The sequence below is a fragment of the Streptomyces sp. NRRL B-24572 genome (genome assembly GCF_002156145.1).
In the GTDB taxonomy this organism is placed as follows: domain Bacteria; phylum Actinomycetota; class Actinomycetes; order Streptomycetales; family Streptomycetaceae; genus Streptomyces; species Streptomyces vietnamensis.
In genome coordinates this window covers 1-8,999 of sequence record NZ_MWIG01000680.1, presented here as the reverse complement: position 1 = coordinate 8,999, position 8,999 = coordinate 1, and the positions used below count along the sequence as shown (strand labels likewise).

Below are 8,999 nucleotides of genomic sequence, written 5' to 3'. Positions count from 1 at the left end.
CACGGCCGCGGCGGCCCCCGCGCGCCCCGCCGTTCCCGGCGCCGCGCCGACCCCGGCGCCGCGAGGCACCGCGCCCGCCGGGGCCGGCAACCCGGCCCGGGTTGTCGCCCCCGAGACCGCGGTCGCCGGGGTGGCGGCTCCCGGTACCGCCCCGGGCGGGGTCACCGGCCCCGAGAGCGTGTCTGCCCCCGCTCCGGCCGCCGGCCTCGCGGCCGCGTCCGGCAAGGCGGGTGCCCCCGATCCCCGCCCCGGCTACCGCGCCGTCTTCGCCGTCCGCGAGTTCCGGTTCGTGTTCGTGGCGCATCTGTTCTCGCTGCTCGGGGTCGTCGTCAGCGAGCTCGCGCTCACCGTGCTCGTGTACGACATGACACGGTCGCCGCTGCTCTCCTCCCTCACCTTCGCGCTCGGGTTCCTGCCGTACCTCGTCGGAGGCACCCTCCTCGCCGGGCTCGCCGACCGGCTCCCGCCCCGGCGGATCCTCGTCGTCTGCGACCTCGTCTGCGCCGGCTGCGTCGCGCTCATGGTCGTGCCCGCCACCCCCGTCGCCGTCCTGCTCGTGCTGCGCTGCGCCATCGCCGTCGTCTCGCCCGTCTTCAACGGCACCCGCATGGCGACCCTCGCCGACATCCTCGGCGAGGGCGACCTCTTCGTCCTCGGGCGCTCGCTGCTGCGGATCGTGTCGCAGAGCGCGCTGCTCACCGGGTTCGCCGCCGGCGGTGTCCTCCTCACCGTCGTTCCGCCGCGCGGCGCCCTCGTCGTGACCACCGCCACCTTCCTCGCCTCCGCGCTGCTGCTGCGCCTCGGGACCGCCCGCCGTCCCGCCCGGGGGAGTGACTCGCCAGGGCTCTCCGGGACCTGGGCGGTGCTGCGGAACCGGCGCGTGCGCGCCCTGATGCTGATGTTCTGGGTGCCGCCGCTCTTCGCCGTCGTCCCCGAGGCCCTCGCCGCCCCCTACGCCGACGAGATCGGCGTCTCCACCGCCGCCCTCGGCCTCCTCATGTGCGCCCTGCCCGTCGGCACCATCACGGGCGAGCTCCTCGCCGGATCGTTCCTCTCCGCCGCCGCCCGGTCCCGGATCGTGCTGCCGCTCGCCGTCGCCGGCGTCCTGCCGTACCTCCTGTACGGCCCCCGGCCCGGCGTCGCCCTCGCGGCCGTCGCGCTCTTCCTGGCCGGCGCCACCGGCGCGTACACCCTCGGCCTCGACGCCTGGTTCGTCGCCGCCGTCCCCGAGGAGCAGCGGGGGAGGGCCATGACCCTGATGACGGCGGGCATGATGACCGTCCAGGGCGTCGGGATGGCCGGGGCAGGGATCGCGGCCGAGTTCGCGCCCGTGCACACGGTCGTCGCCGGTACCGGCGTCCTCGGCACGCTCTGCCTCCTCGCCGCCGCCGCAGAGCTGCGGGCGACCGGAGGCGGTGCCCCGGGCGGCGACCGAAAGGCGAGACGGGGCTGACCGGCATATGACCAGTCGGTATGGTCGATGCGTGCCGAAGCCGCTCAGTCTCCCCTTCGACCCCATCGCCCGCGCCGACGAACTCTGGCAGAAGCGCTGGGGCCCGGTCCCCTCGATGGCCGCGATCACCTCGATCATGCGTGCCCACCAGATCCTGCTGGCCGAGGTGGACGCGGTCGTCAAGCCGTACGGGCTGACCTTCGCCCGCTACGAGGCGCTGGTGCTGCTGACCTTCTCGAAGGCCGGCGAGCTGCCGATGTCCAAGATCGGCGAGCGGCTGCAGGTCCACCCGACCTCGGTGACGAACACGGTGGACCGGCTGGTGAGATCGGGGCTCGTGAGCAAGCGGCCCAACCCCAACGACGGGCGCGGCACCCTCGCCTCCATCACCGAGAAGGGGCGCGAGGTGGTCGAGGCCGCCACCCGCGACCTGATGGAGATGGAGTTCGGCCTCGGCGCGTACGACGCCGAGGAGTGCGCGGAGATCTTCGCGATGCTGCGCCCGCTGCGGGTCGCGGCGGGCGACTTCGACGAGGGCTGAGCCGGAACCGGGCCCGCGCGAAGATCGCCCGGATCGTGCCGTTACGCTCGACGGCATGAAATCCAGCGTGCTGACCCGCTACCGCGTCATGGCCTACGTGACCGCCGTCATGCTCCTCGTCCTGTGCGCGTGCATGGTCGCCAAGTACGGCTTCGGCGTCGGCGAGGACCTGACCTTCGCGGTCTCGCAGCTCCACGGCGTCCTCTACATCATCTACCTGATCTTCGCCTTCGACCTGGGCTCCAAGGCGAAGTGGCCGTTCGGCAAGCTGCTGTGGGTCCTGGTCTCCGGCACCATCCCCACCGCCGCGTTCTTCGTCGAGCGCAAGGTCGTCGCCGAGACGCTTCCGCTGGTCAACGGCGCGCAGCCGGCCCCGGCCAACGCCTGACCGAGGCCCGAGGGCCCACCCCCGCACTGATGTGCGGGGGTTTGCCATCGACATTTACTAGGACGTCCTAGTAAATTCGAAGCATGGACGCTGACGCCATCGAGGAAGGCCGCCGTCGCTGGCAGGCCCGTTACGACAAGGCCCGCAAGCGGGACGCCGACTTCACCACGCTCTCCGGGGACGAGGTGGAGCCCGTGTACGGGCCCCGCCCCGGCGACACCTACGAGGGGTTCGAGCGCATCGGCTGGCCCGGCGAGTACCCCTTCACCCGGGGACTCCACCCGACCGGCTACCGGGGCCGGACCTGGACCATCCGCCAGTTCGCCGGCTTCGGCAACGCCGAGCAGACCAACGAGCGCTACAAGATGATCCTGGCCGCCGGCGGCGGCGGCCTCTCCGTCGCCTTCGACATGCCGACCCTCATGGGCCGCGACTCCGACGACCCCCGCTCCCTCGGCGAGGTCGGCCACTGCGGTGTCGCCATCGACTCCGCCGCCGACATGGAGGTCCTCTTCAAGGGCATCCCGCTCGGCGACGTCACGACGTCCATGACGATCTCCGGGCCCGCCGTCCCGGTCTTCTGCATGTACCTGGTCGCCGCCGAGCGCCAGGGCGTCGACCCGGCCGTGCTCAACGGCACGCTCCAGACCGACATCTTCAAGGAGTACATCGCGCAGAAGGAGTGGCTCTTCGAGCCCGAGCCCCATCTGCGCCTCATCGGCGACCTGATGGAGCACTGCGCGGCGAACATCCCCGCGTACAAGCCGCTCTCGGTCTCCGGCTACCACATCCGCGAGGCCGGGGCGACGGCCGCGCAGGAGCTCGCGTACACCCTCGCCGACGGCTTCGGCTACGTCGAGCTGGGCCTGAGCCGAGGCCTGGACGTGGACGTCTTCGCGCCCGGCCTGTCCTTCTTCTTCGACGCCCACCTCGACTTCTTCGAGGAGATCGCCAAGTTCCGCGCCGCCCGCCGCATCTGGGCCCGCTGGATGAAGGAGGTCTACGGCGCCAAGACCGACAAGGCGCAGTGGCTCCGCTTCCACACCCAGACCGCCGGCGTCTCCCTCACCGCCCAGCAGCCGTACAACAACGTCGTACGGACCGCGGTCGAGGCCCTCTCCGCCGTCCTCGGCGGCACCAACTCCCTCCACACCAACGCCCTCGACGAGACCCTCGCGCTCCCCAGCGAGCAGGCCGCCGAGATCGCGCTGCGCACCCAGCAGGTGCTGATGGAGGAGACCGGCGTCGCCAACGTCGCCGACCCGCTGGGCGGCTCCTGGTACGTCGAGCAGCTCACCGACCGCATCGAGGCCGACGCCGAGAAGATCTTCGACCAGATCAAGGAGCGCGGCCGCCGCGCCCACCCGGACGGCCGGCACCCGATCGGCCCGATCACCTCCGGCATCCTGCGCGGCATCGAGGACGGCTGGTTCACCGGCGAGATCGCCGAGTCCGCCTTCCAGTACCAGCGGTCCCTGGAGAAGGGCGACAAGCGGGTCGTCGGCGTCAACGTCCACCACGGCTCCGTCACCGGCGACCTGGAGATCCTGCGCGTCAGCCACGAGGTCGAGTGGGAGCAGGTCCGCGTCCTCGGCGAGCGCAAGGGACGCCGTGACGACGCCAAGGTCCGCGCCTCCATCGACGCCATGCTCAAGGCCGCCCGCGACGGCTCGAACATGATCGCCCCGATGCTGGACGCCGTCCGCGCCGAGGCCACGCTCGGCGAGATCTGCGACGCCCTGCGCGACGAGTGGGGCGTCTACACGGAGCCCCCGGGCTTCTGATCCCCGTACGGAACACGGCGGGGGCGGTACGGGAACTCCCGTACCGCCCCCGCCGCATGAGGCGACCTACTTCGCGGCCGTGCCGAGGACCTTCGTCGGGGTGATCCGGACGACCACCCGGACCTCCTCCGGCGGCAGCTCCCGGTACTCCTGCCCGGCGCCCTCGCCCTCGTACTGCTCGGCGAGCGCCACCGCGAGCGCCCGGCCGGTGTCCTCGGCGACCGTGGCCGTACCCCGTATCTCGGCATAGCGGAGCGGGTCGTGGCGGTCGTGGACGGTGAGGCTGACCCGGGCGTCGGACCGGATGTTCTTGATCTTGCGGCGGCCGTCCTGGCTGGAGACCAGGAGGTCGTCGCCGTCCCGGCCCACCCACACCACCGAGGTCTGCGGGGAGCCGTCGGGCTGGATCGTGGCCAGCACGGCCGGGTTGACGTCGTCGAGCAAGGCGCGGACGGAGTCCGTGAGTTGAGTCGTCACGCCCGTCACCGTAGGGCGTTGCGGCGGATGGTGCGCGCGACTTTCAGCCGCCGGCCGCAGCCGCCGCGCCCAGGCCGCCCATCAGGAGCGCCGAGAGGCGGGTCGCCCAGGGGGCGTCGACCGGTTCGGCGCTGACCAGGGCGCGGTGCACGACCGCGCCCGCGACGACGTCGAAGATCAGGTCGTCGGTGGCGTCCACGGCGACCGGGTCGAAGTGGTGCGGGAGTTCGCCGCGCTGCTGGGCCCGCTCGCGGCCCGCGAGGACCAGCCGCTTCTGGCGGTCGACTATGGAGGCGCGGATGCGTTCGCGCAGCGGCTCGTCCCGGGTCGACTCGGCCACGACGGCCATGAGGGCCGTCTTCGTCTCGGGCCGTTCGAGGAGCGCCGCGAACTGCAGCACCACGTGCTCGATGTCGGCCTGGAGGGAACCCAGGTCGGGCAGTTCGAGTTCGTCGAAGAGGACGGCGACGGCGTCCACGACGAGCTCGTTCTTGTTGGCCCAGCGGCGGTAGAGGGTCGTCTTGGCGACCCCGGCGCGGCCGGCCACGTCCCCCATCGTGAGCTTGGACCAGCCCAGTTCGACCAGGGCCGCGCGGGTCGCCTCCAGGATGGCCGTGTCGGCCTCGGTGGAGCGGGGGCGCCCGGTACGGCTGCCGCGGGGGTTGGTGCGCTTACACATGGAAAGCGACCATACCCGCCGGTAGGTATACCGCCAGAGGTCGGTGATGTGAGGCAGTTCACCGCTCGGATCGGGCGCGCGCCCTCCCGCCGCATCCTTCCCTGGAGTTACGCTACGACCTGTAGCGAAAGGCATTGAGCGGCCTGAGCGACAACCACACAGCACCGGGTGGGGACCCGGCGCGACAGAAGGCACCGGGTGGGGACCCGGCGCCGTCGAAGACGAGGAACCGTGTCGTCCACGCGTCTCGCACACCGGCGGGAGACGTGCGGACGGCACGGTTCAGCCATGGCTTACCGGTTACGCGCGCGGAAGGGGGAGGATGTATCCATGCAGCCCCGAAACATGTCCATGAGCGGCGTCGTCGACCTCGCCGCGGTGAAGGCGGCCGGAGAGGCCAAGGCGAAGGCGGAGCAGGTGCGCGCCGAAGCCGCCCGGCAGGGTGGTTCCGCCGCGGTGCCCCCGTCGGCCCTGGTGATCGACGTCGACGAGGCCGGCTTCGAGCGCGATGTGCTCCAGCGCTCCGCCGAGGTTCCCGTCGTCCTCGACTTCTGGGCCGAGTGGTGCGAGCCGTGCAAGCAGCTCGGCCCCCTCCTGGAGCGTCTCGCCGTCGAGTACAACGGCCGCTTCCTGCTCGCGAAGATCGACGTCGACGCCAACCAGATGCTGATGCAGCAGTTCGGCATCCAGGGAATTCCGGCCGTTTTCGCGGTGGTCGCCGGTCAGGCGCTGCCGCTGTTCCAGGGTGCGGTGCCCGAGGCGCAGATCCGGGAGACCCTCGACCAGCTGATCCAGGTCGGCGAGGAGCGCTTCGGTCTCACCGGGATCACCGTGGACGCGGACGCCTCCGAGGCCGGCGGGGCCTCCGCGCGGCCGGTCGGCCCGTACGACGCCCTCCTCGAAGCGGCCATGTCCGCGCTCGACGCGGGTGACCTGGCGGGTGCCGTCCAGGCGTACAAGAACGTGCTCGCCGACGACCCGGCCCACCCGGAGGCCAAGCTCGGCCTGGCGCAGGCGGAACTCCTCCAGCGCGTGCAGGGTCTGGACGCCGGCACCGTCCGCAAGAACGCGGCGGACGATCCGGCCGATGTCGCCGCGCAGATCGCCGCCGCCGACCTCGACCTCGTGGGCGGTCATGTGCAGGACGCCTTCGGTCGCCTCGTGGAGACCGTGCGCCGCACGGCGGGCGAGGACCGGAACGCGGCGCGGCTGCGTCTCCTGGAGCTGTTCGAGGTGATCGGCGCCGACGACCCGCGGGTGACGGCGGCCCGGCAGGCCCTCGCGCGGGTGCTGTTCTAGCTCCCGTACGTGCCGGATCGTCTGACGATTTGGCAGCAGGGTGACAAAAGGCGGCCGCGCTTTACCAAAACTTGGTAATCGCGGCCGCTGTTACTTGCAGTAAATCGAACCCGGCATTCTGTCCGGATTCATCCGATGATCTCCTGACATTCCCCGTCGCTCGAACGCACCCAGCGTGCCCGTTCGGTCCCGTCTCGCCACGACGTGGTTATCCACCCGTTACTAGCCAGTAACGAACCCCCTTGTGCGGGGGCCCGGAATGGACCACGATCGGCGACGCTCGGTCCGAACCGCAGCCCCCCGGAGACCAACCGGGAACGCGGCGAGGGTCCCCACCGAGTGGACCGGTGTTCCGGCAGCGGTCGTGGACAGGGGGGTTCCCGCTCTCAACGAACGGGGCCTGTCCAAATCAGGTCGTGCCTTGAGGCACGGCTCATGGTTGTCGCTCGGGGGTGATCGCCGGTGATTCGGACGCGCGTCGCGCCGCCTGATGCCTCGGCGCTCTCCTTCCCGAGGACGTAGCTCTTCTCCCATCCCAGGGTGACCCCCCGGGGTCCCTCCGGAGATGTACGTCCGAGAAGGAGGAATTCTCATGAAGTCCCAGGTTCGTGGCGGGACCAGATGGAAGCGGTTCGCCGTCGTCATGGTCCCGAGCGTGGCCGCGACGGCCGCGATCGGTGTCGGCCTGGCCCAGGGCGCGCTCGCCGCGTCCTTCAGCATTTCCGGCCAGGAGTTCAAGGTCAGGGCCAACAGCCTCGTCGGTACGGACTTCGTCCAGTACGGCAGCGTGGACGCGGGCAAGGACCTCGAGGGCAAGGACTTCGCCGCCCCGGTGGCCGTGTCCGGGTTCTCCGAGGCCTGGATCACCAACATGTGCCAGTCGGTCGTCACGCCGAAGGTGCCGTTCATCGGTGACGTCACCCTCCGCCTGGAGGCCGGCACCGAGGCCGCCAAGACCGGCAAGGACGAGGACAAGGTCTACGCGAAGGGCATCTACCTCGATGTCTCCGAGCTCAAGGCCGACGCCGAGTTCAGCAACATCGACATCGGCGTCGCGGCCGGTGCCCTCCCGAAGTCGCCGGGCAAGCCGGGCATCCAGCCCAACACCAAGGCCAACCCGTACGGCTTCGGCCAGCGCGCCGAGCAGGCCACGCTGAACAACGTGCAGCAGAAGGCCTGGGCCACCACGGCCGGCACCTTCAAGCTCCCCGACCTGCACCTGTCGCTGCACCGGGGCACGGACGCCGAGTGCTACTAGGACCGGCCGGTCCCTGAGGACCGTTCCGTCCGGAGGGGTGGGGCCGTCGCGTGCGGTCCCACCCGCCAGGTCCCTTCTCTTCATCCTTCTCAGCAACACCGCTTCCAGGGAGCTGTTCCATGAGCGCCGAGTACCCCGCCTCCCGCGAAGTCCCCAAAAAGGAGAACCGGTTCAAGGTCTGGCGGCAGACCCGGCCCTTCTGGGCGGGGCTGTTCACCATGATCGGCGGCGTACCGATCGCCTACCTCCCGTACGGGGACATGCGGCTCGGCAACGTCACGCTCGCCATGCAGACGACCGCCGGAGCCGGCGCGCTGATCATCGGCGTGCTGCTCATCACGCTCGGTCTGACGATGTGGTTCCAGCCCGTCGTCCGGGTGTTCGCGGGCATCGCGGCGATCGTCCTGGCCCTCGTCTCCATCCCGGTGTCGAACTTCGGCGGCCTCGTCATCGGGTTCCTGTTCGCCCTCGTCGGCGGTGCCCTGTCCGCGTCCTGGGCGCCCGCACCCCCGATCGAGGAGATCGAGGACGCACAGCACGACGGTCGGCCGGAGGCCTCGGACGAGGCCGGAGCGGAGCCCGCCGCGGAGGCCGGGACCGAGGTCGTGCCCGCGGCCGTGGTCCCGGAGCAGCGCGAGCCGGAGCAGCAGGCGACCGAAACGACGATCGACGCCAAGGGCGGGAGGAACAGTGCGGGGTGACGAGAATCAGTCGGCGCTCGCGAAGCAGGGCCCGCGGCACGCGGCCCCGCGCAAGTCGCTGCTGAACAGGATCCAGGGCCCCGCGGGGAAGGCGATGGCCCTGGCGGCCATGCCGACCGCGGTGTTCGTGGGCATGGGCCTCACGCCCAAGCTCGCCCTCGCCGACGAGAAGGACATCCCCTTCGCCCCCGGCCCCTGTGTGACGCGCTCGGACGAGCCGACGCCGGAGGCGAGCGAGACGGCGAAGCCGACGGAGACCGCCAAGCCCACCGCCACCGCCACGGTCAGGCCGACGGACGCCCCCTCGGCGACGGCCACGCCGTCCGCCACCGCGACGCCGTCCGGGGTCCCGACGCCCACCCCGACGCAGACCGGCCAGACGGCCGCGCCGCAGACGCAGGAGCGCGCGCAGACCGCCC

The 8,999-nt window shown here is 71.4% G+C and carries 9 protein-coding genes and 1 pseudogene; 8 read left to right on the top strand and 2 right to left on the bottom strand.

Annotated features, from left to right (window positions below; genetic code table 11):
* The 4 genes from CCN56_RS33395 to CCN56_RS33380 form a co-directional block, all read left to right on the top strand.
* Positions 1–1,453 (top strand): MFS transporter (locus CCN56_RS33395; protein ID WP_373412932.1); only part of this gene is annotated, 1,453 nt, incomplete at its 5' end.
* 31 nt (positions 1,454–1,484) lie between these two features.
* Entirely contained in the window at positions 1,485–1,994 is a 510-nt protein-coding gene (locus tag CCN56_RS33390) for a MarR family winged helix-turn-helix transcriptional regulator (RefSeq protein WP_041134260.1), read from the top strand.
* A 55-nt stretch (positions 1,995–2,049) separates the two neighbouring features.
* Positions 2,050–2,382, top strand: coding sequence for a DUF3817 domain-containing protein (locus CCN56_RS33385; RefSeq protein ID WP_086831588.1), 333 nt, complete (start codon positions 2,050–2,052; stop codon positions 2,380–2,382).
* An 83-nt stretch (positions 2,383–2,465) separates the two neighbouring features.
* Positions 2,466–4,166: a methylmalonyl-CoA mutase gene (locus tag CCN56_RS33380; protein WP_086831587.1), complete on the top strand. Its 1,701-nt coding sequence runs from the start codon at positions 2,466–2,468 to the stop codon at positions 4,164–4,166.
* A gap of 66 nt (positions 4,167–4,232) precedes the next feature.
* Here the strand turns inward: CCN56_RS33380 and CCN56_RS33375 are convergent, their stop codons facing one another.
* Both CCN56_RS33375 and CCN56_RS33370 read right to left on the bottom strand, forming a co-directional pair.
* The gene (locus CCN56_RS33375; RefSeq protein ID WP_218779478.1) at positions 4,233–4,643 is read right to left on the bottom strand and encodes a PPOX class F420-dependent oxidoreductase; all 411 of its coding nucleotides are present in this window, start codon (positions 4,641–4,643) and stop codon (positions 4,233–4,235) included.
* Positions 4,644–4,686: 43 nt separating this feature from the next.
* Positions 4,687–5,322 carry a TetR/AcrR family transcriptional regulator gene (locus tag CCN56_RS33370; protein WP_086831585.1) on the bottom strand — a complete coding sequence of 212 codons (636 nt, stop codon included), beginning with the start codon at positions 5,320–5,322 and terminating at the stop codon, positions 4,687–4,689.
* Positions 5,323–5,652: 330 nt separating this feature from the next.
* Here CCN56_RS33370 and CCN56_RS33365 point away from each other — a divergent pair, with 330 nt between their 5' ends.
* The 4 genes and pseudogenes from CCN56_RS33365 to CCN56_RS33345 all read left to right on the top strand — a co-directional run.
* Positions 5,653–6,621 (top strand): tetratricopeptide repeat protein, encoded by a 969-nt coding sequence (locus CCN56_RS33365; protein WP_086831584.1) that lies wholly within the window; start codon positions 5,653–5,655, stop codon positions 6,619–6,621.
* 592 nt (positions 6,622–7,213) lie between these two features.
* Positions 7,214–7,879 carry a DUF6230 family protein gene (locus tag CCN56_RS33355; protein ID WP_086831583.1) on the top strand — a complete coding sequence of 222 codons (666 nt, stop codon included), beginning with the start codon at positions 7,214–7,216 and terminating at the stop codon, positions 7,877–7,879.
* Positions 7,880–7,998: 119 nt separating this feature from the next.
* A complete protein-coding gene (locus tag CCN56_RS33350; protein ID WP_086831582.1) occupies positions 7,999–8,580 on the top strand; it encodes a DUF6114 domain-containing protein in 582 nt (193 codons plus the stop codon).
* Positions 8,570–8,999, top strand: a pseudogene (locus CCN56_RS33345) (hypothetical protein); the annotation flags it as partial. The gene CCN56_RS33350 and the pseudogene CCN56_RS33345, both read left to right, overlap by 11 nt.

Coding starts and splice junctions, on each gene's coding strand:
- CCN56_RS33365 (WP_086831584.1), top strand. CDS start 5,653: ATGCAGCCCCGAAACATGTCCATGAGCGGCGTCGTCGACCTCGCCGCG.
- CCN56_RS33355 (WP_086831583.1), top strand. CDS start 7,214: ATGAAGTCCCAGGTTCGTGGCGGGACCAGATGGAAGCGGTTCGCCGTC.
- CCN56_RS33350 (WP_086831582.1), top strand. CDS start 7,999: ATGAGCGCCGAGTACCCCGCCTCCCGCGAAGTCCCCAAAAAGGAGAAC.
- CCN56_RS33370 (WP_086831585.1), bottom strand. CDS start 5,322: ATGTGTAAGCGCACCAACCCCCGCGGCAGCCGTACCGGGCGCCCCCGC.
- CCN56_RS33380 (WP_086831587.1), top strand. CDS start 2,466: ATGGACGCTGACGCCATCGAGGAAGGCCGCCGTCGCTGGCAGGCCCGT.
- CCN56_RS33385 (WP_086831588.1), top strand. CDS start 2,050: ATGAAATCCAGCGTGCTGACCCGCTACCGCGTCATGGCCTACGTGACC.